A 23412-nucleotide genomic window follows, 5' to 3' on the forward strand; every position below is an offset into this window, starting at 1 on the left:
GCGAGGAGTGAGAATGGCTGACGCATCACAAAAAATAGTGCGTCAGCCATTCTCACTCCTCGCTCCTAACTACTAACTCCTGGCAAAAAACCATGGCTTCTATCTTCTCCCGAATTGTGGCTGGTGAGATTCCAGCGCATAAGATTGCTGAGACTGACGACTATCTGGCGTTTCTGGACGTGATGCCTACGACCATGGGGCATACACTCGTAATCCCGAAAAAAGAAGTCGATTATCTGTTCGATCTGGACGATGCCTTATACATTGGCCTGATGGCCTTTGCCAAAAAAATTGCCCCGGCTATCGAGAAAGCGATTCCCTGCAAGCGCATCGGTGTAGCCGTGGTTGGACTGGAGGTGCCGCACGCACACGTCCACCTGATTCCACTCAACTCCATGGCCGACATGAATTTTCATAATAAACTGAAGCCTAGCCAGGAAGAACTGGCCGCTACAGCCGAGAAAATTCGGGCCTTTCTATAAGCTGAATGCATCTGCTTTCTGAAGATGGTAGCAACGGTTTTTAACAGAGTCTTCGAAATATAAAACTAGAGTAGGAAAGTAACTGGCGGGCTGTTATGAGATTCATAACGGCCCGCTATTTTATTTATAGTAGTCTAAATATATGTATAAGTAAATTTACAAATATATTCTAATTAACTTTAGGTTTTGTATTATTGCGACCGTAAAATTTTCTATCGCACTTGTACAGAAAACCTTATGAAGCACATCTGCTGGCTTATCTTATTATTTACCTGTTTTTTCTATAACCTACTTGCTCAAACACCGCTCACTTGCGGAGTTAACGACCGACAATTGCCGGATAGCACCATTCGGCTGATGGGGCAACTGCCTCGTCTGATGGCAGCACAAAAGGCGCGTAAAGCGGCTGGCGAACGAAACGTGTGCCGAATTGCCGTCGAAATCGATTCCGATACGTATCTGGAATTTGAGAAAGATACCAACCGGATTCGGAGCTATTTTCTGGAACGCATTGAACAGTCATCGAAGATTTTCGAGCGTGAAATCAATACCCAGCTAGTTGTTGTTTATTTCCATATCTGGAAAGATACCGAGGCTGATCCATATCGGGGGGAACTGGATATGTTCAGGCTATCTACAATTTTTTCGAATAAATGGGCTACCCAGTTCAATCAAATTCCCTACGATAAGGGGGTGTATTTCCCTACCAAAGCCGTGACAGGTGCAGGTGGCTTGGGTGGTGGTAATCAGGCTATATCAGGTAACGGGACCGATCTGACTACGCTTTCGCATGAACTGGGCCATTGTTTTGGTTCACCCCATACACACAGTTGTTCGTGGCCCGGTGGCCCTATCGATTATTGCTCAACTGCTGAAGGAGATTGTTATACCGGTGCTCTACAAACGATCCAAGGTACCATCATGAGCTATTGTCAGGTGGTAAATAATGCACTCAATATAACATTTCATCCACTTTGTCAGGCGTTGATGACCGATTACGCGGTGAAGAACCTGCCTAAACTGTCGGCTGCTAACCAGGCACCCGTGTTACCCGCCCAATTGGCGTTGTCGGGTATACCGTTTATGTACTGGAATGGTCAGGCGATGGCCGAACGGTACGATGTAGAAGTAGCCAGTGATGTTGATTTTACGCAGAAGATCATCAGCGATACTACACAAGTGAACGGCTATACCATGAGCAAACTGGCAGTGGGGCAAACATACTATGTTCGGGTTCGATCTGTAAACAGATTAGGCACTTCAGTCTGGTCAACTATTTGTCGATTGCAGCGTGTAGTGGTTGGAGTTGCTGCCCCTATTCTGCTGGTACCAACGCAGGATCAGCGGTTGATTCCTTACAATAACGGAGTTTGCCAGATGGCGGTGCAACCCGTAGAAGGCGTTACGGGTTACGAAATGCAGTTTACACAGTCAACGGACCCGCTCTTTAATTATTCATCAACTATTACAACGCCAACGGCCTCCTTTACAGCCAGTTTGAACCGTAGAGGAACAGTTTTATGGAGAACCAGAGCGATTGTGGGTAATACGAAAGGCCCCTGGTCGGCAATAGGTCGATTTGTGGTTAGCCCGGCATCTTATTATATCAGTCTACCTTTTAATACAAACGAATCTGCGCCACTAACCTTTCCTTATTTTTTTACCAAACCCCACGACCGTACAGAGATTCAGATGACGTTGGCAACTGATACGACATTTGCCAAACCAATATCAGTCCGAACGACTACCAATACCATGAGCTATTATTACGCGCTTGGAATGGCCGAAAACCTACAGCCCAACACGCAGTATTACATTAAGGTAGAAGAACGGAATATGCACATACTGGATTATCCGACAGGGCTTCTTACTAGGACGGTTATACCGTTCAAAACAGGTAGTGCAAAACTGCCAGATGGTTGGTCATTTATTAACAATGTACGTAATCCAGACTGGCCGATGGGCGATAATACGGGGTCGTTGGTGCTATCGCCAACGGCTGCCTGGATTAACACAGCCAATGGCATTACCCGGATTAGTCTGGATAGCTTAACAGTACGATCGTACTCACCTAAAAACACCAGCGGCAAAATCGGGAATGTGAGAGCGATCCTGACGACTGACGATCAGGGCAATGTTTGGCTGGCGAATCGAAAATCAGTTAATGTGTTTAAGAACTCCTTTGCGGTACCGTACTATCAGCTAGGAAAAATTACCGACCAAACCGGCGACCTGACCGAAGCAGTGGTATATAACACGACCGCTTATTATTCATCGATTAGCCTAACACCTAAGTTATTTCATAGCTACAATGCTATTTATGAGCAGAAAGCCGATACACTGGCGAAGTTCTATACCGCTCCCGAAAATCGGGGCATAAATCAGACGATAGCGAGAGCGGGTATAGTCTGGATACTACAGTATAACGGAGCAAGCACTACAGCCCCCTTTGAACTAGTCCGACTGAATACCCTAACCCGCACCACTCAGGTATTTAATGCTGATAATACACCACAACTAAGAAAGTACATCAATCGCATAGTTATCGATGGATTAGGAAATCTGTGGGTGTCGCAGTCAGATTTGACCTTCTCATTTCCACCACTGGCCCGATATGATGGGCAAACTTGGACGACATTCAGCCAAAATAGCACAATGCCTATTTCGTATGTCACTAATATGGCCAGCGATCCATTGGGGAATTTATATGTAATTGATAACGCGTCTCCTCGTGGACTCTTTAAATATGATGGACTTAGCTGGAAGAAAATAACGACTATGCCGCTAAATGACTTAGGTGCTATGAGCGCTGATATCAACGGCAATCTATGGTTTAGCGGCAGTGCCTATCAGGTAATACGGTACAGCGCCTGCGCAAATGTGGCTACACCAACCCTGACAGTCTCTAGGCAGACCATTGAAATTGGCGAGAGTACTACACTTCAGGCGGCTGGCTGCTCTGACGTGATCTGGTCATGGACTAGCGAAACCGAAACGGTCACTAACCGCTTGGTTCGGGGAAGTAATCAACTGGTTGTAAAGCCGGAAGCCAACACCACCTATCGGGCGCGGTGCTATACCGGAAGTTGTGCCGGTGCTGATACTGTCCTGTCTGTTACGGTATTACCCAGGCTCTCCTTATTGCAAGCCAGCAAAGCGGTCTACTGCACCGGCGATTCGCTGACGGTCGGGTTCGGGGTGCAGGGAAAGGTTGTCAACCCAAATCAATACTGGTTTGTCGTGAAATCGGCTGGCAAAACAACGACCTTACCCGCTACGGTTCGGGGTGCTACGGTGTCGATGCTGGTATCGAATACATTTACCCCTGGCCGATATGTGTTTTATCTGGAGGCTTCCCAGCCGGTTGTGCGCACCCGCGATTCGCTTCAACTAACCGTATCGGCATTGCCCACCGCCGAACTGAGCAGTAACAAGCTTACATTCCCACTCGGCGACAGTGCTCGTGTTTCTGTAGCACTCACCGGGTTGGCTCCCTGGCGCTTTACTCGGTGGGATAATCAGGCGGTACGTGTCGATAATTCGCCTTATGTAGTTAGCCTCAAAGCCACTCAACCAACTAATTACAGTCTGTCGGTTACTGGGCTCAGCGATGCCAATTGTGCTACGGGTACCATCAAAAACTCCATAGTAGTAAGTGCGCTGGCATTAGGCAATGAACCGCTGTTATTAGAGGGAATCAGCGTGTATCCAAACCCGATAACTGACCAGTTGACTATTGAATTAAAGGCTGGCATAGCTCCCTTGGCCCGACTTCGGTTGAGTGATGAGCAAGGTCGGGAAATTCGCCAGAAAGTTCCTGTAGGCCGTGCCTTCCGGGACGAGTGGGATCTGCGGAGCTTACCGTCAGGGGCATATATTCTGCACATTGAAACACAGGATGGTCGAATGGTAAACTGGAAGGTGGTGAAGCAATAAAGGAAACGTGTGGCAAGTCGTGCAGGCCCGCCACACGTTTAGCCAATTACATTACACAGGATGATTATTGATCCGGTTAGCGATACCCACTAGTTATTGTTCGAAAGGAGCAGAGCTGCGGAGGCAACGCCAATCAGGATTAGCCAGGAAAGCCAGAAGCGACGACCGTCTCGTTTGCGCTCATCGGCTGTCATATCCCGGCGCCGTTTCGGCGAACGCTGAACGGCTTTGCTGAAATAATAGAAAGAGCCTGCCAATCCGCCCAGACCCAGGTAAAAGGTTAGTAAAGCGCCGAAACCGTATCCAGCGCAAAGAATATTACAGGCTAGCCCTGTCAGCACATATGCAACCGCCAGACCGGCTATCCCCAGAAGTATATACACGATACGTGGAGGGGTGTTGCTGGCTGCTGGTGTTACCTTGGCTTTTTCAGTCGAATGGCCGGGTTGCTGGACGGTATCGGGACGGGCGATGCTATCACGTACAACAGCGATGCTTCGACTGCCTAGCACCACACTTGGTGAGTCTGAATACTGAACGCGATGGACCCAAATGCCCCCCAATAGGCTGAATAGTAAGAAATTGGAAACAAATGCTGTGAAGGCCCATCGGCGCGAAACCCAATAAGGAGCAACCTTGTCTGTATGCTTGGTACGCATCTGAATCGATGCTGCCACACCAATGATGGCTAACAGGCTACTATATAACCAGGGTAAGGGTAGGTTATCGAGCAGGCTCGCTCCTAACAATACGGCATTGAAACCGTTGGCTAGTTCGCCAAGGATAATAAGCCCAATCGCCAACGGTGTATGACGACTGGCCCAGACGGAAAGAGTTTTCATAAGGCAAAGGTTTATTGGGTGTAACCATCTTGGCCTTAAACTGTTACCCGAAATGTAACTCTTTCTAAAAAACGAATTCCTGCCGGAGCTCCGGCAGGAATTCGTTTTTATTCCAGTGATAGATTAAGGTCTATTCAAGGGCTTTTTTCAATGTTTTCTCAATCCCTGATGTAAGCATCGAACTAAGGTTTTCGGCAACAGCTTCGACAAAGCCCGGTAACGTACTGAGGTCAGCCAACCAGAGTTTTTGATCGGAAAGAACACTTTTCACAAAAGCCTGTACGGTTGATTTGTCTTTGGGTTTCACGGTCTTCCAGTCGCCGTAGAAATAACCTGCTTTGTCGTCGCGGATGGGGTAGGTGAGGATGCCACCATTTACGGCAATTTCTCCGAAGAACTGCCCACCTTCTTCGCGAACAGCTTTCATAAAGAGTAGATAGGCCGCAAAACCTAGCGCCGTCATTGGCGGAACAGCGTTGTTCTGATCGAAATACCGTTGAATGGTCGCTACGTTACGGGCCTGCATTTTGGCCGTTTCCTGCAACGAAATATTCAATAGCAGATGGTCGAGGTGTGGGTTTCGGAACCGGTCGAGTACGTCATGGGCAAATTCCTTAACGGCCTCTTTATCCATGCCCGGAACCCCATAGTCAGGCACCGTTGGTACAATCTCGTTCAGCATCAGCGACTCGACGAATTTGCTCATGAGCGGATGGCGCATCTCGTCGGCAACGGTTTCCAGACCTAGCAGATACCCTAAAGGCATAGTCAGGGTGTGGGTGCCGTTCAATACCCGTAGTTTACGCTCCCGGTAAAAGTTGATATCTTCATCAATGATGATCTGCGGGGTATTTCCATCAGCAAAGGTGAGCATTTCCTTCACGCGGTCATCCCCTTCAATAGCCCACAGATGGTATGGCTCCGTAAAGGTCAGCAGGTTGTCTTCATAACCGGCCTCCTGTTGTAGCGCCTGCTGGGCTTCGTCGGTAGGACGGGTTACAATTCTGTCAACCAGGGAGTTGCAGAATCGGACGTGAAATTTGAGCCATTTTGTGAAGAGCTTACCCAGTTCGTTGAACTGCGCTAGTTTCTCGACGGCTTCGCGGAGCTTAAGACCGTTGTCGGTAACGAGTTCGGTTGGAATAACAACCAGTCCTTTGGCTTTGGAGCCGCCTACACTACGGAACCGCTCATACAAAAAGGCCGTCAGTTTAGCAGGGAACGACTGAGGGGGTTGCTGAAATATGCTTTCTTCCACATAATTCAGCCCAACTTCGGTCGTATTGGAAATGATGATCTGGAGTTTGGGATTTCGGGCCAGCATCAGAATCTCTTTCCACTGGGTCTGAGCCGCCAGTACCCGACTAATGGCCGAAACTACGGTTGTTTCAGCAACATCTTTCCCCTGTTGCACGCCCCGAACCGCTACGGTGTACAGATTGTCCTGATCCGAAAATTCATCGGTCTGACTATCAGTCGATTTTACGACCACAATCGAACCGCCAAACCGGCCATCGGCATTAGCTTTGTTGACTAAATAATCCGGCAATCCCCGAAGAAGAACACCGGTACCGAATTGCAGAATTTTTTCGGGATAAGTGGGCGTGGGGTGCGTCGAACGCGTTAGTTTAGGCATGGTTGGAGGGGTGGCATTCTGCTCTGCACTCATTAGGTAAGTAGTCGTTACTGTTGACAAAAATCGGTTTTATGACTGGTGTCGCCATCATTCAGCAATAATACGAACTCGTTTTGATAACCCGTACTGTGATTTTAGCAAATGTGCGAGTACTAGTACGATGTTGATAAAAGAGGACGACAACGAGGGTAAATACCCTTCCCAATCACCGTTTTAATTTGCCCGAACTGTCACCACTGGCCAGGGTTTCGATTTCGGCTACGGTTGCCAGATTCGCATCGCCCGGAATGGTGTGTTTCAGGGCAGAGGCAGCCGCTCCAAATTCAACGGCCCGTTGCAGGTCATTGAACGTCAGCAGACCATAAATCAGACCAGCTATGTACGCATCGCCCGTGCCAATTCGGTCGGTAATTGGCTGAATATCGTAGGTTCTTGATTTGTAAACGGTCTGCCCATCGAATAGTTTTCCCGAAAACTGATTGTGCGATGCGCTCAGTGAGTTGCGTTTGGTATCGGTAATGTACCGCACATTCGGAAACCGCTTGATCATGGCGCGTCCGGCCTCCTGAAACGTGCTGCCTACCACGCTGTATAGTTCCGAAAAAAGCCCTTTGCTACCTAGTACCAGCGTACAGCCTTCGGTCAGGGCCGGCATGATTTCTTGCGGACTGCGCCCGTATTGCCAGAGATTGCTTCGGTACACAATATCGGCCGATACGGGTACGCCCAGTCGGTTGGCTGTCTGGATGCCGTTCAGCAGGCAATCCGCTGCTCCCTGCGATAGGGCCGGGGTAATGCCTGTCCAGTGAAACCAGCTCGCTCCCTGTAAAACGGTCTCCCAGTCAATACTGTCGGATTTTATGCGGGCAAAGGCCGAATCGACCCGGTCATAGATGATCTGGCTGGCCCGACTTCCGGCTCCTGTTTCCAGAAAATAAAGTCCCAGCCGCCCATCGCCGTACTGAATGTATTGCGTATTGACGTCGTATTTGCGAAGGTATCCGGCTGCGGCCCGCCCCAGCGAATGATCGGGAAAGCGCGTAACGTGGGCTGCCTGTAACCCCAACTGAGCCAGCGATACAGCCACGTTTGCTTCGGTACCGCCGAAATGCATGGTTAGCGAATCGGTTTGGGTAAACCGCTCAACACCCGGCGGACTAAGCCGGAGCATGACTTCTCCAAATGTGATTATTTTCATCCGTTTTTTACAATCGACTGCCCACCAGCCAATGGGCACTTCGTTCTAATTCTTCGGCCTTTAGGGGCTCCAATTTCGGTAATATTAAATGAATAAGTACTAACGCAATCAGATACGAGCAACTGGCGATGATAAACATGGGTAAATAACCAAACGACGTAATGATGCGCCCCGACAGTAAACTCAGTAGAATGCTGCCTACGGCCCCAAACATACCACCAATTCCTGTAACAGAAGCCACCATAGTTTTGGGGAACAGATCCGAAGCAAAGGTGTACATATTGGCTGACCAGCCCTGGTGAGCGGCTGTAGCCAGCGCCAGCAGGCCAATCGCCACGGTCAGGCTACTGGTTTTGGCCGCAAAGAAAATGGGAATTACACAAACGGCACAGATCAGGAGTGTGGTTTTTCGGGCCTGATTGGCTGTCCAGCCCCAGCTCATGAACCGGGTACTGAGCCACCCGAAGAAGATACTTCCGGCATCCGAAACGATATAGATGATCAGAAACGGAACACCAAAGGTTTTGAGTTCGAGTTTCTCTTCAAAGGCATCGTTCGAGTTGAAAAAGTCGGGCAACCACGAGATATAAAACCACCAGATGGGATCGGCCATAAACTTCCCAACCGCAAAAGCCCAGGTTTGTTTATAGCCCAGCAACTGCCCCCAGGAAACTTTTACCGGAATTGCTTTTTCATTGTCGCTGCGAATGTATGCCAGCTCTTCCGCCGTAAGATTGGTCTGGCGCTCGGGCTTACTGTAGGTGAACCACCAGATAACCAGCAGGAAAAAGCCCAGTATTCCGGTAATCAAAAAAGAACTTCGCCAGCCAAACTGAATAATCAGGTAAGGTGCGATAAAGGCCGTCAGGATAATACCAACGTTGGTTCCGGCATTGAACAGCCCACTGGCAAAGGATCGCTCACTTTTCGGAAACCACTCGGATACGGTTTTGATGGCCGATGGAAAGTTAGCCGATTCGCCCAGACCCAGAAAAGCCCGTGCCCATCGGAGCCCGGCTATATTGGGCACAAATGCCGTCAGTACAGCCGCTATGCTCCAGACAATGATGCCTAATGAAAACCCCCGCTTTGTGCCAATCCGATCAATTAACCAGCCAACCAGCAGAAAACCAATGGCATACGCAAATTTGAAAGCCGCGTCGACATCACCATACAGTACCTTAAATCGGTCGGTTGCCTCCTTGGTCAGAACAGCGTCAGGAGCCAGGTCGAGCATTTCTTTGCGGAACAAATCGTCGGTCATCGTAAACGATAAAACCTGCCGATCTACGTAATTTATGGTTGTTGCCAGAAACAACAACGCGACAATACGCCACCGAAAGCGGCCCGAAGGGGTTGGTATTTGCACAACAATCAAAATAGGTTGGGGAGAAAAGAAAATTTAGATGCTTATTTACCCGAAAAAGTCGTCAGAGATAGTCGTTAGCCAGCAGGTGCTACTACCTATCGACTGACGACTAACGACTAACGACTAACGACTGAAAAGATTATGCTTGAACAAACCTGGCGATGGTTCGGCCCGAACGACCCTGTATCGCTCAATGATGTCCGACAGGCAGGTGCTACTGGTATTGTAACCGCCCTGCATCACATTCCAAACGGCGAAGTATGGTCCGTTGAGGAAATTAGAACCCGTAAAGCCCTTATCGAATCAAACCACCTGACCTGGTCGGTTGTCGAAAGTATTCCGGTGCATGAGGGTATCAAAACCCGTACCGGCGATTTTCAGCGGTATATCGAAAACTATAAAGAGTCGATTGTTAATCTGGCAGAAGCCGGGATCGATACGGTCTGTTACAACTTTATGCCGGTGCTCGACTGGACACGTACCGACCTCGATTACCCAATGCCCGACGGCTCGACCGGATTGCGTTTTGATGCAACGGAATTTGCTGCGTTTGAACTGTACATTCTTCAGCGCCCCGGTGCCGAATACCTGTACAACGACGACCAGAAACGGCTGGCCAAAGCAAAGCTCGACAGCATGACCGACGCGCAGGTTAAGCGACTTGTTCGTACGATCATTGCCGGATTGCCGGGCTCAGAAGAAAGCTATACGGTTGAAAAATTCCGGGATGCATTGGCCGCGTATAAAGACATCAGTGACCGCGAACTCCGACAAAATCTGTATGCTTTTCTACGGGAAATAGTCCCCGTTGCGGAGTCGGTTGGTGTCCGGCTATCTATTCACCCCGACGATCCCCCATATCCGATTTTAGGGCTGCCCCGCGTGGTGAGTACCGAGGCCGATGCCCGAGCGTTATTGGCCGCTGTCGATTCGCCCGCCAATGGGTTATGCTTCTGTACCGGCTCCTATGGTGTTCGTGCCGACAACGATCTGGCTGGAATGGCTGAGCGACTGGCTCCCAACATTCATTTCATTCACCTGCGTAGCACCCAGCGCGATGCCGATGACCATCCAGTCCGGGGAAGTTTTCAGGAGGCCAATCACCTTGAAGGCGATGTGCCGATGCCAGCCGTTATGCGTGCGTTGCTTGCCGAGCAAAAGCGCAGACAGGACGAAGGTCGACTCGATATACGGATGCCGTTTCGCCCTGACCACGGTCACCGGATGCTCGATGATCTGACATCGAGTAAGCGGACTAATCCTGGTTACACAGCCATTGGCCGATTGCGTGGTCTGGCCGAACTACGCGGCCTGATGTTAGGTTTATTAAGTCAATAGTAGAAGGTCTGTAGTCGATAGGTAGTGGTCGCCAATGTTAGTACCTGGCGACTGCTACCTATCGACTACAGACTATCAACTTATTGTTTATACACTTTTCCGTCTTTCATCACAAATTTGACGGCTTGTAAGGTTTTGATGTTCTGGATGGGGTTTTCGTCGACGGCGATGATGTCGGCGAATTTGCCCGTCTCAATCGAACCGATTTGCGCATCCAGATTCAGGAGTTTAGCGTTGGTCATCAGGGCCGATTTGATCGCTTCAACGGATGGCATCCCCGCTTCGACCATGTACTCGAACTCTTTGGCATTGTAGCCGTGGATAAACACCCCTGCGTCGGTTCCAAAGGCAATTTTTACCCCTGCTTTATAGGCTTTCGCAAACGTGGCCTGAATTTTCGGGCCAATAGCCAGTGCTTTTGGGGTGACCAGGGCGGTGTAATAACCGAAATGTTTGGCTGAGTCCGCTACAGTTTTTCCGGCGATGATGGTGGGGACGTAGTATGTGCCGTGTTTTTTGAACAGCTCGATGGTTTCATCGTCCATATATGTGCCATGTTCGATGGTCTGTACACCCGCCCGAATGGCTCGTTTCATACCTTCAGCCCCATGCGCGTGAGCCGCTACCGAAAAGCCGTAATCCTTAGCCGCATCGACAATCGCTTTGGCTTCTTCTTCCGTAAACTGCGGCCCAGAACCATCTTTAGCATTACTCAAAACACCCCCTGTGGCCGTGATTTTGATTAGGTCAGAGCCATCTTTATATCGTTGCCGAACGGCTTTACGGGCATCATCCGGCCCATTGATAACTCCATCTTCCGGGCCAGGGTCACCCATCAGGTCTTTCCGATAGCCGTTGGTGGGGTCAGCATGGCCCCCCGTTGTGGCAATGGATTTTCCAGCCGTTAACACGCGTGGCCCATCAACCAGACCGGCATTGATCGCATTCCGTAGTGATACATTAATGCCCGAGCCGCCTAAATCCCGTACGGTTGTAAAACCGGCCAGCAGCGTTGTTTTGGCGAAGCGTGCGGCCCGGAAAGCCACATCAGCCGGATTGCTTGTAAACCCGTCAATGGCACCTCCCCGCCGGGTTTGGGTTTCAAGGTGAACGTGCATGTCGATCAGGCCGGGCAGTACGGTCTTCGATTTCAAATCCACTACCTGATCCTGACTTGAAGCCGCCGTGTAGCCTTTCTGAACGGCCGTAATTTTATTGCCTTCGACAACAATGGTCATTTGCGGCTGAACACTATTGCCAACCCCATCGAACAGATTGCCACAGTGAATGAGGGTGCGTTGGGCAAAAAGGGGTGATGCCAGCAGCGACAGGCTGGCCAGCAGGTATAATTTTTTCATTGAAAAATAGGGGTTGGGTACGAAAAAGGCCGTAACGAACTCGTTACGGCCTGAAAATACGGAAAAGACGCTAAAATTGCTTATAGTCTGCTTACCTGAACAACCGCTGTTTGATTGGGAGCGGGCGCAAACGAAGTGGGGTAAGGAGTCACCCCCTTCAGAATCACTTTGTACACTTGATTGCTCAGGTTAACATTGGTTGAATCCAGCCGATTGTTATTGCTGTTATAATAACCTAATGTCAATCGAACTGTGGTGGAATCCGTATTCTTTGCTAACAGCAGTTTGACACTGACGGCACCTGCCGAGATGCAAACTATATCTCCTCCTTTTGGGCAGCGACCATCCTGAATCGAGTCAACACGCACTAAAACATCAGAACTCAGCCGGGCAGATTGATGAAGCCTGACCGAGACCTGATCAGCAGGTGTTGTTTCATTGGATTGACAAGCCGAGAAGGCAATTGTTCCACCAATAAGCAACTGAATGAATCGCTTCATAAAGTCTACGTTTTTATACGGATCGTATCGGCCCTAAGCAACTATAACTTCGTAACCTGCACAACTGCCGTTTGGGGCTGATTGCTTGAGCTAGTACCCGGATAGGGATTAACCTCACGCAGAATCACTTTATAAGTTTGGCTACTGAGCGTGACATTCGTTGAGTCGGGACGATTGTTTTTACTGCCAGGATCTGCGCCCAAAGACAGTCGAACGGCCGTCGAATCCTGATCTTTAGTCAGCAGCATTTTAACCTTCGCCTGTCCTGCCCAAATGCAGGTGGCATTGGCCGGACAGCGGCTATCCTGAATAGAATCGACCCGAACGGTTAGGTCGGAACCTAGCCGGGCAGATTGATGTAGCCCTAGCGATACTTGGTCAGTAGGGTCGGTGTTGGAATGTTGACAAGCGGCAAAAACTAGTGTTCCAACGAAGAGTAAACCAGAAAGCGTTTTCTTTAACTGTATCATTCGATAATCCTTTTTTTTATCAGGACTCTATGACTAAAAAAAGGGTTGCAACGGCAGGCTATCTTTTTACAATAACGCCATCAGCTACGAAAGTCAGCGCTTTTTCGGGCTGAGTGATCTTCTCGATTTCTTCCTTCGTTTTTCCGGCGTCCTGGGCGTAGTGGCGCAGGTCAGCTACGGGGGTAGTGGTGGTTTCGGCTAGTCCTTCCACAACGACGGTTTTGCCTTCGATATCTTTCGGAACAAAGAAACCGTAGTCTTTAAACGTAACACGCATGGTTTGCCCATCGGCGGTTTTAACCTTCATCCAGCAACCTTTTACTTTACAGACCGACTCAACGGTTCCTTCTATTTTAACGGGCATTTGTGCTTTGTCGCCCATTTTACTGGCCAACTGCGTAACGGGAATAGCCCCGGTTTCCGTAATTTTTTTACCGTGAAAGCTAGTCTGTGCGAAGGCAGTTATTGAGAGGACGATACAGAAGACTAACAGCAGGAAATTTTTCATGGATTTGATAGTAAGGATGTTATCGTTTGCCAAAAGTACACTTTTTTGCGGTACCCTCACCCCAACCCCTCTCCCGTTTTGGGAGAGGGGCTTTTTCGGCTCTTCTGTGGCGTTTTAACTATTCAATCGTCTACTGATAAAACTGTAAGGGCATGAAAGGACATTCGAGCACACCATCTATGAAGGAACTACGTCGGGAGCTTAGGCAGAATCAGACGGAAGCAGAAGAGGTATTATGGGCTGAGTTGCGTGGAAGGCGATTGGCTAACGCTAAATTTCGTCGGCAGCATAGTGTTGGGAATTATATCGTTGACTTTTATTGCTTTGACCATAAATTAGTCGTTGAAGTCGATGGGGCAGTTCATAACACGCCGGAAGCCCGAGTTAATGATGCGGAACGAGAAGTCGTCCTATGCGATTTAGGCCTAACGATAATGCGCTTCACCAACGACGACGTTTTGTATAGATTAGACTACGTACTAAAGAAAATAAGCGAAAATCTAAGCTGACTCGTTCCCCTCTCCCAGAACGGGAGAGGGGCTAGGGGTGAGGGGCAACTATATGCAAACCATTTCACAACGTATCACCGCCGACTGCCAGGCGTTTATCGATAAAGCAAATCAATTGTCGGAAGACGAATTCCGTAGCCATATCGGCGAAAAATGGTCAGTAGCTGATGTAATGCAGCATCTGTACCTTTCCGCCCGGCCGGTTGTTAAAGTCATGATGGGGCCGCGTGAGGTACTGACGCAGTGGGGAATGGCAGAGACCCCAACCAGAACGTACGAGCAGTTAGTCATAGATTATGACACTGTACTGTCTAAAGGAGTAAAAGCCCCGACGCCATTCGTGCCCCGGCCTGAAGATGTAGATGCCGAAAAGCAGGTGATGATTGATCGATTTATAGCGGTGTATCGGGCGGTGAACGACGAACTTGTCAACTGGTCGGAGCAGGAGTTGGATGAGTACTGCATGCTCCACCCGGCTTTGGGTAAACTGACTGTCCGGGAGATGCTTTACTTCATCAGCATTCATACCCAGCACCATCTGCGATTATTGTAAGTAATAGGTAATGGGCTTGTTGTAACGAGTCTAATGATCCGGAAATAATCACCTGTAAAGCCTATAGTATGCCTGTTCGAATTGTAGTGGCCGACGACCATCCGGTGGTACTCGATGGCATCCGGTTGATGCTCAGTAGTATCGATGGGTATGAACTGGTGGGTGTAGCCACATCACTGAAGGAGATCGTTTCGGTTTGTAGCCACACCCAGCCCGATGTATTGATTCTGGATCTGAACGTGGAGGGCAAAAATAGTCTGGAACTGGTGCCTGAGTTATATGATCGCAATCCTACAGTAAAAATCATTGTTTTTTCAGCCTATCAATCGACTGGATTGGTCAAAAAAGCGCTGGAAAATGGCATCAATGGCTATTTGCTCAAAGATGCTTCGAAAGCCGAATGGGTGGAAGCGCTCACCTCAGTTGGACAAGGAAAAGTTTATCTGAGCAAGTACCTGAAAGCCAGCCCTCCGCCGGTGTTCGATGCGTTGCCGCAGGAAGCGTATTTTCCGCAGATGGCGACGCTCTCGGATCAGGAGAAGAAGATTATCCGACTAACGGCGCAGGGGCTTATCGAACAGGAACTTGCCGATGCGCTATTCATTAGCAAGCATACAGTGCATACCCATAAGAAAAATATTTTCAGGAAGCTACATCTGCATACCAATGCCGATCTGGTCAAGTTTGCCTATGAAAACAACCTGGTCTGAACGGGAATTTCAACGATGTGTTTCATCCCTTTTGCCAGCCGATTGACCGAGAACTGACCATTTAGTAATTGCACCCGAGCCTGAATATTCTGTAGCCCAATTCCGGCTGTTATTTCCTGGTAGTCGTACCCTTGTCCATTGTCCGAAACCACTAAACGAAGTGTATGACTGAACTGGTTCAGGTAGACGTCGATCTGTTGAGCCTGTGCATATCGGGTTGCATTGTTGAGCAATTCCAGCGTGATTTGGTAGACCGTTTGGGTTATCAATGGTTGTAGGTGATCGGCTACGACTCCGTACGCGTCAAACTGAAGAACCAGGCTGGGATGGCTGTCGCGGATCTCATCGATCAGTTCTTCCAAAGCCCCCACAAGCCCATACCGCTCAAGCAATACGGGCGACAGCGCATGTGAAAACTGTCGGACATCCTGACCTACATCGCCCAGGGCTTCTACGAGCTGCTCTGCTTCGGACTGCTGTCCATTCAATTTTTCGGCCAGAAGAGAAAGTCGTAAACGTATGGTTCCCAGGGCAAGGCTAATGCCATCGTGCAGTTCCTGCGACAGCCGACGTCGTTCGATGATCTGGCCTTCCAGCAACTGAATGGCATTACGCTGCCGTTGATCAGCCAGCTCGATCGAAATCTGGGCATTGTCCATATAAATATTTTTGAACCGATTGGCCAGCAGGAAGGACAGCACAACTGTATCGAGAGAATTGGCAACCAGGGGTAAATTATGGGTAATATAGTTGTCGGGTAAAAAACCGGCATGAACCAGCGTGATGGATGAGCCGGACAGTAGGGTCATCAGAAAGCCGATTGCTACCCAAAGCCCTTCGGGTTGTCGGTTCTTACGATATACGATCAGGCCGGTAAAGGATACGGACGCCAGACTGATAAAAATGATAATATGCATAATGATCATGTACCGGAGTAGCCACTCGCCACTGTAATACACCGGATTGTACCAGTAATCGTTAAAGAGTCCCAAAGCCGGATTGTGCGACCAGAACACCAGCAAACAGATCACCAGCATCCAAATCAGTGCCTGCGTGTACCGATGTAAAAATGGATGTGATTCGCGCAGGTGGAAGAATGAGCGGACAAATAGCAGCGATGAAATATAAATCAGCATGGCACAGGACGGACGGGCTGCGCTGGTCCACCAGGTGGCATATGGCCAGAGAAACGCAAAACCGAAACCGGTATGAGCTGTCAGGAAAAGCCAGACCCAAATGGTGAAAAAGAAGTAATACACCGTGACCCGTAGTCGGAAAAAAAGCAGCGTCAATAGACTGACTGCACAATATAAACCGCCAATGCCCAGCATAAAGCCCACAAACAGATACAGTTTGTAATCACTGGCCCCGAAATAAGCCTTATCCCAAAGCTGTAACGGAATCTGTACCTGTTCCCCATGTTTATCAACCCACAGATAGCAGGTGATCGTTTGCCCGGCATTGACCGTGATCGGAAACAAAAAATGGGGATGCTGAATGGGCCGCTGATAAAATGGAAAATGATCACCGGTGAGCATACTTGTTTTCAGATGTCCCTGCCCCAGCGTATACAGCCTGAGTTTATTGATATGTGGATTTTCGACTTCGAGCAGTAATTGCTTTGGAGTCGAATCGGGATTATGCAACCGAAACCGGACCCAGTAAAAACTATTGGAGAAACCAGGGTTGATGGACGGGCCACTTTGCGACTGAAAGGGTTTATGAATAACCTCCTGAAAGGTTAGCCGCTTCGATGCATCCTCGAGCAACTGAACCTGTTTGTCCAGAACAACATCGCGAAACTTTCGGCCTACATCAATAGGCGTTTGTCCATACGTAGGTAACAGGATGATAGCCAGAACTATACATCCGGCCAGTTTTTGAAGGAGCCGTTTCATGGGTTAAGGAATGTTCACGGTAAGATACAAAAAATACCCTCCTGAGGGTATTGAACCAGGGGTTTCTGACTAGGTAATTTTCGGTGACGAATAAGCCGCTGTTTGGCTGTTAAGTTGAGCAGACAGAATAGTGTTTATCGCTGTAAAAATTTACTACCAGTCATGAAAACAAAATGGGTACTTTGGCTCAGTGTATTGAGTACATCGATCTGTCAGGGACAGCGGATTGAAGGGTATTTAGGTACCTATACTGATAACAATGCCAGAGGCTATATGCAGCCCTTGGCCGATGCGTTGCCCGCCATGTTCCAGTCGGGGTGGTCGCAGGATGCGCGCATCGATTCCGGGTTTCACCTGTATGTCGGACTGGTTGTGTTTGCTGCTTTACCCATGTCGGCTCAGCGACAATTTACAGCTACGACCCAACTGCCATTTACACCTGAGCAGTCGGCTACGGTGCCTACTATATTTGGTGATACCCGGTCCGTTAGTGTACCCGGCCACAGTGGTACAAGCTATACATTTGCCGGAGGGCTCGACACCCAGTACTTACCCCTGGCTGCTCCTCAGCTTACACTGGGAAACCTGTTCGGAACGGAAATCAGTATTCGGTATTTTGCCTTTGATTTTGGCAGGGATTTCGGCCGGGTGGACATGGTTGGCGGTGGTATAAGGCATAGCCTGAGTCAATACCTGAAGCGCTACACATCTATAAAAAATCTTGATGTAGCACTGGCCTATGCCGAACAGGAATTTAAAGCTGGTAATGTACTGAAGGTCCACAGCCGACAACTGACCCTCGAAGCCGGACAACATGGGGGGCACTTCGCATACTATGGATTTGTAGGTTACCTCATGGGTCAGACAGACATCCACTATTCGTACTCATCGGAAGCTACCAGTCGGATTGACCTTAGTTTGGCGAACGCCAATGCTTTCGTGGCCGGAGCAGGATTTAGTGTAAAAGCCTGGAAACTGAAGCTCAGCGCCAACGCCCGCTATGCTGGGTCACTAATTGCTACTGCTGGTTTAGGCCTGGATTTTTAACTACTAATCGCTATGAAACTATCCAAGTTAATGCTCTATGGTTTGCTGACTCTGATTATCGGAACTTACAATCAGTGCGCGCCAGAAGATTGGACCTACAAGTCGAAGGAGTATGTTGTCAGAAAAGATTTATCGAGCAAAATTCCCTTAGCCAGTGCCTCGACTAACACACAAGTTTTGAGTATCACGCCCAAACAGATCGATGCTGCATTGGGTTTGCAAGAACAACTTGATAGTGAATGGTTTGGGGAAAAAATGACCAAGACTCTAAAATCAGTCAAGGTGGAGAGTTGCTCGGTTGATATTAATATTTTGCCTGATAATCAGGCTACTATTATGTACTTAGAGGGTACGTTGACAGTGATTGGGAAAAACACACCCCTGTTTAATGAAAGTAAGCCCATACCCATGAGTGATCTTGTATTGTATCCATTGACGGAGGCTTTAAACAAGAACGCAGTCGCAGATGTCGAAAAAGCGATCAATGATAATCTTCAGAATCTGGATAAAACGCTGACGCTTACCTATAAGATAACACCAAGTCCCGCTAATAGAGTGGCTCGGGCCGAAGTTGATATGCATTTGGTCGTAACGGCTATTTATGATGTGTGTCAACTTATGCCCCCCGGTTCAGGCGGTAAAAACTGCAAATAGGTTCTCAATCCCGATAAACCCGAATCCATATTGACTATGAGAAGGATTGTTTATGCACTTATAGTGAGTGTTTTGTCTTATATCGTATCTACGCCGGTCTATGCGCAGTCGGTTAGTTTATCTAAATCGATCTACGCTCCCGGCGAACGCATTCAGGTGAATTACTCAGGTTTTCCAGGTAATAGCCGTGACTGGATCAGTATTGCCCAACCGGGTAGTGCCGATGATAAATACATCGTATGGGGGTATACTAATGGCAACCGAAGCGGAACTATCTCGTTCGATGGACTGGCGTATGGCAATTTTGAGATCCGGGGCTACTACAACAATGAAGGTATTATCCGGGTACGGGTGCCGTTTCGGGTGGGCAATACCGATCAGAACCTATCCGTCAAAACCACTCAGCCTACGTACAAACCCGGTGAAAAAATTACGGTCCAGTATTCAGGCATGCCCGGCAATAGCCGCGACTGGATAAGCCTGGCTCAACCTGGCAGTGCCGAAGATAAATACCTGGTATGGGGCTATACGGATGCTAAACAAACTGGCACCATAGAATTTGCCGGAGGCTTGCCTGAAGGTACTTATGAAGTAAGGACCTATTTCAATAACGAGGGCGTGGTCCGAACCAGGTATAAATTTACGGTTAGCAAAACCTCAACAACAACGACAACTACCCGAGCCAGCAAGCCAGGACGCTTCTGCAATAAAGAACTGAGCATTTTTTATTCAGGCGTATATGGATTAGGGTTATCTTGGGGGCGACTGGGATCGGATGTGATTACACCAGTTGCAGTTGCCGATGTGCAGGCAACGCTCAACAATACCATTGCCGGACTGAATACGATCACCTGTCTTGATTTTGATGTTAATCGAATCCGCGATTATTCCAGTCGGTTGCCGGGGATGTCGCGGGTGCAGGCTGTTAACGAAATCGATCAGTTGATCAAAGAAATACTGGTCTCCATTCAACGGGCCAACGTAAGCTGCGATAATGGGGCCAGTTTTGCTTCGTTATACGCTATCGGTATTCATCTGGGAGCGTCGCAGGGGATCGCCAACAGCTTCATATGCCGTATGATCCCGGCCGACTGGCAGCAAAATTTACGAAATCACTTGAGTCTGGTCAATAGTGGTATAGCTGCCTACAGTGCTTGTATTCCCGGTGTCAGTCCGGCACTAACGAGCACTGTTCAGGTTGGTGCCCCCAACGCATATATCCCCTTTTCGACGATTGTGGGCATCCATATTCAGGTATTGTGGGCTGTATCCTTATCCTCTTGCTGCTGTAGCTGCCGATAGTATAATGAATAATGGACAATGCAGAATGGATAATACAAAATGAGTGCATTATCCATTCTGCATTGTCCATTATTCATTTCTTGAGTTGGTCAAGTAAAGCCGCTACCTGCTCGGCCGAGGTTGCCGGGAAATTAGCAATCCGGATTTGGCTTTCTTTGAACTTACCGTACCCGCTACCAACGACCATATTCGCGGCTTTGACAGCGGCAATAACCTCGGCCGATGGCTTTTGTGTGGTGGCCACAACCACCGTTTGTGAGCGGTGCCGCTCCTGCTTCACGAAAGCCTCAAATGCGTCGGAACTGTCAAGGAATTTGTAGATCTGTTTCGCTTTCTCTTCCGTTTGCTTTCGAATGGTCTCGATACCGATCCGGTTGAAGTCTTCAGCGATCTTGCCCAACAGATAGATAAACAGCACGTTCGGCGTAGCGGGTGTTTCGAAGGTTTTATAATGCTTCCAGAGCGTCGGAAGCGTATGATGCGCCCCAATGGTCAGCGAATCGGACTTCTGCAAGCGTTCGGCTTTAGACAGACAGGCTTCACTGGCAATCCAGACACCCAGTCCGGCGGGCATCCCAAAGGCTTTTTGGACGGAGAAAAAGGCCGAATCGATCACGCTAAAGTCCAGATCAGGGTAAGGGGCCGACGAAACCATATCCACGCAAAACAGCTTTTTCGGGTATTTGCGTTTGAGTTTATGAATTTCGGCCGTTTTCATCTGCACACCCGATGAGGTTTCATTATGGGCCAGACACACAACCTCCGCATACTCAGGTACCTGAATATCGGCAGCATCGAACCCTTCTCCAAACGGCTTTTCCTGCACTTGTGCATGTTTGTGAAGTGCGTTCGCATAGTCGTAAAACTTCTGCGAAAAGGAGCCATTGACGAGGTGAAAGCTCTCAAATTCAACGCAGTTCAGTAGCATACGCTCCCACACTTCGGAAGCCGAGCCCGTAAAGAAAATACCATGTGTGGACGGAATAGTCAGCAACGTCCGAAGCTGCTCATCAGCGAACTTATAGATGTCCCGAAACCGTTGGCTACGGTGCGAAATCGAGCCAATTTGCTCATCCATAGCCGTTTGCAAATGTTTATAAAACGTTGGATAGAGTTCGGCAGGGCCGGGCGTAAAGTACGTTTGGGGCATAATAATTGACATTAGGGAGTGAGTGGGCAACCGCAGGGAAACCGGACCGACTGGCCCAGCAACCGATTGACTTTCTGACGCATAGCTGCCGATTTGGGAATAAAAACGACATGACCGGCTCCGGGCACTTCAGTGGCAGCTACTGGCCTACCCATCTGCTTATAAAACGAATCAACACACGATTTTGGCAGCAAATCTATGCAAAGATTAATACCGGCGAAGTCATTGGCCTGATAGAATTCATTAAAAAATCGCCATTGCTCATCGGTCAGGCAGGTTGTTAGCTGCTTGGATTCCCAAATACTTGACGTATCGGGATGGTTCAACAAGGCAGGCCAGCCAGCCTGAACAAAGGGCTTGATCTGCGATTCATGCAACCGCCCGAAGTAATGCCCGATTGTTTTCTTATTATGAAATCGTTGAAGCGCATAGAGCATATTCGTTCGATTGTATAACGGACAAAGACCTTCGGGTAAACCGACCGAATTACCACCGATTATGCAGAACGGCCAGTCTAAAATGGCCTCGCCAGGCTGTTGCTTTATCCGTTCAATGTACGCCTTGAAGGAGGCTGAATAATAATACGGGAGCTGACCGTAGCGATATTGATAGACGCTGATAACTTCCATCAGCCCGATCAGGGCCAGAACGGCCAGGAAAGCCGGGCGGATTCGGCCGCTCCAGTGCAGGGCGAAAATGACCAGAATAACCGGATAGGTGATGGTAACCCGCGAAGGCATCCGGTTAAACCGATCCCAGGGGAAAATCTGTAGTGTGGGTATCCGAATCGGGTGATACAATGCATGTAGTACACCGAAAACGAGAAAGGGGACATACGCCCAGCGGATGGGTTGGCGGGTTGTCGCGAAACCGAGTATGCCCAAAAATAATAGAAACCAGCCGGCACTGCCAGCTCCATTGCCTTCGGGCATATCGTGGAGGTAAGCATTCAGGGGGTCGAGGATGGGGTCAAAGCCCGGTAAATAGGGCATCAGTAACCGAAGCGGATGCACCCAGCCATGGCCATTGGCAAAGCGGTCTTTAAATACAAATGACTGCGTTTGCTGAACGATCTCGAACAGGAGTGGCAGATAGAGAAAGCCAACCAATAGGATGCCCAACAACAATCCAGCCGGGATAAGTGGTTTTTGCAACTCCTCGCGCCAACTGGCAAACAGTTTGCTGGTCTGCTCAACTGGTTTTTGTGGGCTCCGAACTAATCGCCAGCCTAGTAAGGCTACCACAAACAAGGTATTAACAGTAAATGAACTCAATGCGTAACCAGCCATATAGGTCAGGTCATGGCCCAGGCATAAGGTCAGCAGAAGAGTTTTCAGGAGAAGAAACCGAAGACTTACCTGTTCGCGCAGTACAACCCGTCGAGCGAGTAGGAAATCGGTCAGAATACTGAGTACGGTCCAGTGAATGACCGCGTGGGTAAAATGACCGGGGTATTTGTTAAGGGCGTAAAAGTTGAAAAAGCACACAAAAAGGCCCGCCAGCGCTGCCCGGAAATTGCCATAGTCTTTTCGAAGCAGTACGTAGGGGCCAAAACTGAGGGTAAACAGGCTGAGCAGGTAATAGATGTTCAGCCACGGGCCGTTGCCAAAAAAATGATACCAGCCTGCATACCAGTAGTCCTGCTCAAACGCCCAGCTCTGAAAAACATGATTGGTCCCGAAAGGGTAAAAGGTTTTGTCGTTCAGTAGATTCAGGTGGGGGAGTGGGTCGAACGACAGATTGTTAGCTACATAATACCCAATGTAATCCCACTGATCGGTATCGCTTGGAACGATACTTGCCAGTGGACCACTAAAATTTCGAATAAAAAAGACGCCGTAAAGCAGCGTCAGACCCCCAAAAAGCAACGCTACTTTACCGGGCGAAAACCAGTTGGCATAGCGTGATTCGGATGGTAACGGTGTGAAGTAGAGATCGGTCATAAAAGAGGG

General features: G+C 48.9%; 20 protein-coding genes. 9 read left to right on the forward strand and 11 right to left on the reverse strand.

Features of this window, described 5'->3' with window-relative positions; translation table 11 throughout:
- The first annotated feature begins 92 nt into the window (after positions 1–92).
- Positions 93–482, forward strand: a complete 390-nt coding sequence (locus ACYVFD_RS21465) for an HIT family protein (protein WP_461092552.1) — start codon at positions 93–95, stop codon at positions 480–482.
- Positions 483–719: 237 nt separating this feature from the next.
- A complete protein-coding gene (locus ACYVFD_RS21470; RefSeq protein WP_461092553.1) occupies positions 720–4418 on the forward strand; it encodes a zinc-dependent metalloprotease in 3699 nt (1232 codons plus the stop codon).
- Positions 4419–4507: 89 nt separating this feature from the next.
- On the opposite strand, the gene ACYVFD_RS21475 is transcribed toward ACYVFD_RS21470, so the two are convergent.
- From ACYVFD_RS21475 to ACYVFD_RS21490, 4 genes are all read right to left on the reverse strand, one after another.
- Entirely contained in the window at positions 4508–5260 is a 753-nt protein-coding gene (locus ACYVFD_RS21475; protein ID WP_461092554.1) for a hypothetical protein, read from the reverse strand.
- Between the two features lie 130 nt (positions 5261–5390).
- Positions 5391–6896 (reverse strand): tagaturonate reductase, encoded by a 1506-nt coding sequence (locus tag ACYVFD_RS21480; RefSeq protein ID WP_461092720.1) that lies wholly within the window; start codon positions 6894–6896, stop codon positions 5391–5393.
- Between the two features lie 205 nt (positions 6897–7101).
- Positions 7102–8094, reverse strand: coding sequence for a PfkB family carbohydrate kinase (locus tag ACYVFD_RS21485; protein WP_461092555.1), 993 nt, complete (start codon positions 8092–8094; stop codon positions 7102–7104).
- A 7-nt stretch (positions 8095–8101) separates the two neighbouring features.
- Positions 8102–9463 (reverse strand): MFS transporter, encoded by a 1362-nt coding sequence (locus ACYVFD_RS21490; RefSeq protein ID WP_461092556.1) that lies wholly within the window; start codon positions 9461–9463, stop codon positions 8102–8104.
- Between the two features lie 141 nt (positions 9464–9604).
- Between ACYVFD_RS21490 and uxuA the strand changes: the two genes are divergently transcribed.
- Positions 9605–10801, forward strand: coding sequence for a mannonate dehydratase (gene uxuA / locus ACYVFD_RS21495; RefSeq protein ID WP_461092557.1), 1197 nt, complete (start codon positions 9605–9607; stop codon positions 10799–10801).
- A gap of 80 nt (positions 10802–10881) precedes the next feature.
- On the opposite strand, the gene ACYVFD_RS21500 is transcribed toward uxuA, so the two are convergent.
- The 4 genes from ACYVFD_RS21500 to ACYVFD_RS21515 form a co-directional block, all read right to left on the reverse strand.
- Positions 10882–12159: a metal-dependent hydrolase family protein gene (locus ACYVFD_RS21500; protein WP_461092558.1), complete on the reverse strand. Its 1278-nt coding sequence runs from the start codon at positions 12157–12159 to the stop codon at positions 10882–10884.
- 80 nt (positions 12160–12239) lie between these two features.
- The gene (locus ACYVFD_RS21505; RefSeq protein ID WP_461092559.1) at positions 12240–12659 is read right to left on the reverse strand and encodes a hypothetical protein; all 420 of its coding nucleotides are present in this window, start codon (positions 12657–12659) and stop codon (positions 12240–12242) included.
- A gap of 41 nt (positions 12660–12700) precedes the next feature.
- Positions 12701–13129 (reverse strand): hypothetical protein, encoded by a 429-nt coding sequence (locus ACYVFD_RS21510; RefSeq protein WP_461092560.1) that lies wholly within the window; start codon positions 13127–13129, stop codon positions 12701–12703.
- 58 nt (positions 13130–13187) lie between these two features.
- On the reverse strand, positions 13188–13637 hold the full coding sequence (locus tag ACYVFD_RS21515; protein WP_461092561.1) for a DUF4920 domain-containing protein: 450 nt from the start codon (positions 13635–13637) through the stop codon (positions 13188–13190).
- A gap of 179 nt (positions 13638–13816) precedes the next feature.
- Between ACYVFD_RS21515 and ACYVFD_RS21520 the strand changes: the two genes are divergently transcribed.
- The 3 genes from ACYVFD_RS21520 (at position 13817) to ACYVFD_RS21530 (ending at position 15409) form a co-directional block, all read left to right on the forward strand.
- Positions 13817–14146 (forward strand): endonuclease domain-containing protein, encoded by a 330-nt coding sequence (locus ACYVFD_RS21520; RefSeq protein ID WP_461092562.1) that lies wholly within the window; start codon positions 13817–13819, stop codon positions 14144–14146.
- Between the two features lie 52 nt (positions 14147–14198).
- Positions 14199–14699 (forward strand): DinB family protein, encoded by a 501-nt coding sequence (locus ACYVFD_RS21525; RefSeq protein ID WP_461092563.1) that lies wholly within the window; start codon positions 14199–14201, stop codon positions 14697–14699.
- Between the two features lie 68 nt (positions 14700–14767).
- A complete protein-coding gene (locus ACYVFD_RS21530) occupies positions 14768–15409 on the forward strand; it encodes a response regulator (RefSeq protein ID WP_461092564.1) in 642 nt (213 codons plus the stop codon).
- Here the strand turns inward: ACYVFD_RS21530 and ACYVFD_RS21535 are convergent.
- Entirely contained in the window at positions 15388–17307 is a 1920-nt protein-coding gene (locus ACYVFD_RS21535) for a sensor histidine kinase (protein WP_461092565.1), read from the reverse strand. The genes ACYVFD_RS21530 and ACYVFD_RS21535 overlap by 22 nt on opposite strands.
- 162 nt (positions 17308–17469) lie before the next feature.
- Here ACYVFD_RS21535 and ACYVFD_RS21540 point away from each other — a divergent pair, with 162 nt between their 5' ends.
- Genes ACYVFD_RS21540 through ACYVFD_RS21550 form a run of 3 tightly spaced genes read left to right on the forward strand, consistent with a single transcriptional unit; the run spans position 17470 to position 20310 of the window.
- Positions 17470–18354, forward strand: a complete 885-nt coding sequence (locus tag ACYVFD_RS21540; RefSeq protein WP_461092566.1) for a DUF6588 family protein — start codon at positions 17470–17472, stop codon at positions 18352–18354.
- 12 nt (positions 18355–18366) lie between these two features.
- A complete protein-coding gene (locus ACYVFD_RS21545) occupies positions 18367–19008 on the forward strand; it encodes a hypothetical protein (protein ID WP_461092567.1) in 642 nt (213 codons plus the stop codon).
- Positions 19009–19044: 36 nt separating this feature from the next.
- Complete coding sequence (locus ACYVFD_RS21550) at positions 19045–20310, forward strand: hypothetical protein (protein WP_461092568.1); 1266 nt, start codon at positions 19045–19047, stop codon at positions 20308–20310.
- 73 nt (positions 20311–20383) lie between these two features.
- Here the strand turns inward: ACYVFD_RS21550 and ACYVFD_RS21555 are convergent, their stop codons facing one another.
- Both ACYVFD_RS21555 and ACYVFD_RS21560 read right to left on the reverse strand, forming a co-directional pair.
- Positions 20384–21460 (reverse strand): aminotransferase class V-fold PLP-dependent enzyme, encoded by a 1077-nt coding sequence (locus ACYVFD_RS21555; RefSeq protein ID WP_461092569.1) that lies wholly within the window; start codon positions 21458–21460, stop codon positions 20384–20386.
- An 11-nt stretch (positions 21461–21471) separates the two neighbouring features.
- Entirely contained in the window at positions 21472–23403 is a 1932-nt protein-coding gene (locus ACYVFD_RS21560) for a hypothetical protein (protein ID WP_461092570.1), read from the reverse strand.
- Positions 23404–23412: the final 9 nt, after the last annotated feature.

The organism is Spirosoma gilvum, from assembly GCF_054776815.1.

Bases quoted from the DNA above. Each gene is read 5' to 3' on its own strand.
- ACYVFD_RS21465 (WP_461092552.1), top strand. From the start codon at position 93: ATGGCTTCTATCTTCTCCCGAATTGTGGCTGGTGAGATTCCAGCGCAT.
- ACYVFD_RS21470 (WP_461092553.1), top strand. From the start codon at position 720: ATGAAGCACATCTGCTGGCTTATCTTATTATTTACCTGTTTTTTCTAT.
- ACYVFD_RS21475 (WP_461092554.1), bottom strand. From the start codon at position 5,260: ATGAAAACTCTTTCCGTCTGGGCCAGTCGTCATACACCGTTGGCGATT.
- ACYVFD_RS21480 (WP_461092720.1), bottom strand. From the start codon at position 6,896: ATGCCTAAACTAACGCGTTCGACGCACCCCACGCCCACTTATCCCGAA.
- ACYVFD_RS21485 (WP_461092555.1), bottom strand. From the start codon at position 8,094: ATGAAAATAATCACATTTGGAGAAGTCATGCTCCGGCTTAGTCCGCCG.
- uxuA (WP_461092557.1), top strand. From the start codon at position 9,605: ATGCTTGAACAAACCTGGCGATGGTTCGGCCCGAACGACCCTGTATCG.
- ACYVFD_RS21500 (WP_461092558.1), bottom strand. From the start codon at position 12,159: ATGAAAAAATTATACCTGCTGGCCAGCCTGTCGCTGCTGGCATCACCC.
- ACYVFD_RS21505 (WP_461092559.1), bottom strand. From the start codon at position 12,659: ATGAAGCGATTCATTCAGTTGCTTATTGGTGGAACAATTGCCTTCTCG.
- ACYVFD_RS21510 (WP_461092560.1), bottom strand. From the start codon at position 13,129: ATGATACAGTTAAAGAAAACGCTTTCTGGTTTACTCTTCGTTGGAACA.
- ACYVFD_RS21515 (WP_461092561.1), bottom strand. From the start codon at position 13,637: ATGAAAAATTTCCTGCTGTTAGTCTTCTGTATCGTCCTCTCAATAACT.
- ACYVFD_RS21520 (WP_461092562.1), top strand. From the start codon at position 13,817: ATGAAGGAACTACGTCGGGAGCTTAGGCAGAATCAGACGGAAGCAGAA.
- ACYVFD_RS21525 (WP_461092563.1), top strand. From the start codon at position 14,199: ATGCAAACCATTTCACAACGTATCACCGCCGACTGCCAGGCGTTTATC.
- ACYVFD_RS21530 (WP_461092564.1), top strand. From the start codon at position 14,768: ATGCCTGTTCGAATTGTAGTGGCCGACGACCATCCGGTGGTACTCGAT.
- ACYVFD_RS21535 (WP_461092565.1), bottom strand. From the start codon at position 17,307: ATGAAACGGCTCCTTCAAAAACTGGCCGGATGTATAGTTCTGGCTATC.
- ACYVFD_RS21540 (WP_461092566.1), top strand. From the start codon at position 17,470: ATGAAAACAAAATGGGTACTTTGGCTCAGTGTATTGAGTACATCGATC.
- ACYVFD_RS21545 (WP_461092567.1), top strand. From the start codon at position 18,367: ATGAAACTATCCAAGTTAATGCTCTATGGTTTGCTGACTCTGATTATC.
- ACYVFD_RS21550 (WP_461092568.1), top strand. From the start codon at position 19,045: ATGAGAAGGATTGTTTATGCACTTATAGTGAGTGTTTTGTCTTATATC.
- ACYVFD_RS21555 (WP_461092569.1), bottom strand. From the start codon at position 21,460: ATGCCCCAAACGTACTTTACGCCCGGCCCTGCCGAACTCTATCCAACG.
- ACYVFD_RS21560 (WP_461092570.1), bottom strand. From the start codon at position 23,403: ATGACCGATCTCTACTTCACACCGTTACCATCCGAATCACGCTATGCC.